The following is a 546-nucleotide window of genomic DNA, read 5'->3' on the forward strand; positions in this document are numbered from 1 at the left end:
GGGACCGTGCACGGCGCGCAGAGCGGTCGCGCACTGCGGGCTGTGCACGGGATGCCCTTCGCGCCGTACCGTCTCGTACGCGGCGCGAGGCGGGTTGAGCAGGGAGCGTCGGCTTGGGAACCCGCCACCCGAACGCACGTTCATTTAGCATCGCGTTGCCTGGATGAGGTTCCCGCCTGACGAATCGAGTGAGCCCGTGAGTGAAGATGTCCTCTCTGTCATTCCGACCGACCCGCACTGGCAGCCCGAGCAGGCCGCGGCTGACCGTACTGCGTCGATCGTGGAGGACCTGGCCTCCGGGCTCCCCGACGGCGTCGACGTCGAGATCGACGTCACCTGGTACGACACACTCACCGTTGTCGACTGTGGCCAGAATCTGCAGAAGATCGGTTGTCCCCACTGCGGAGCGTCGATCGACACCGAGTGGTGGGCCGACCTACTCGAAGCCCACTGCGACGACGGCTTCGCAACCCTCGGCGTGGTGGTCCCCTGCTGCGGCACCGCGACCTCGCTGGACGCACTGGACTACGACTGGCCCTGTGGCTT

At 66.8% G+C, this 546-nt stretch carries 1 protein-coding gene; it reads left to right on the top strand.

Annotation, left to right across the window (positions count from 1 at the left end; all coding sequences use genetic code 11):
• Window positions 1-196: 196 nt before the first annotated feature.
• The coding region (locus VXC91_RS46775) for a hypothetical protein (protein ID WP_329513392.1) at window positions 197-546 on the top strand (350 nt) is incomplete at its 3' end.

Origin of the sequence: Streptomyces chiangmaiensis, from assembly GCF_036281785.1 — a bacterium.
Lineage (GTDB): Bacteria > Actinomycetota > Actinomycetes > Streptomycetales > Streptomycetaceae > Streptomyces > Streptomyces chiangmaiensis.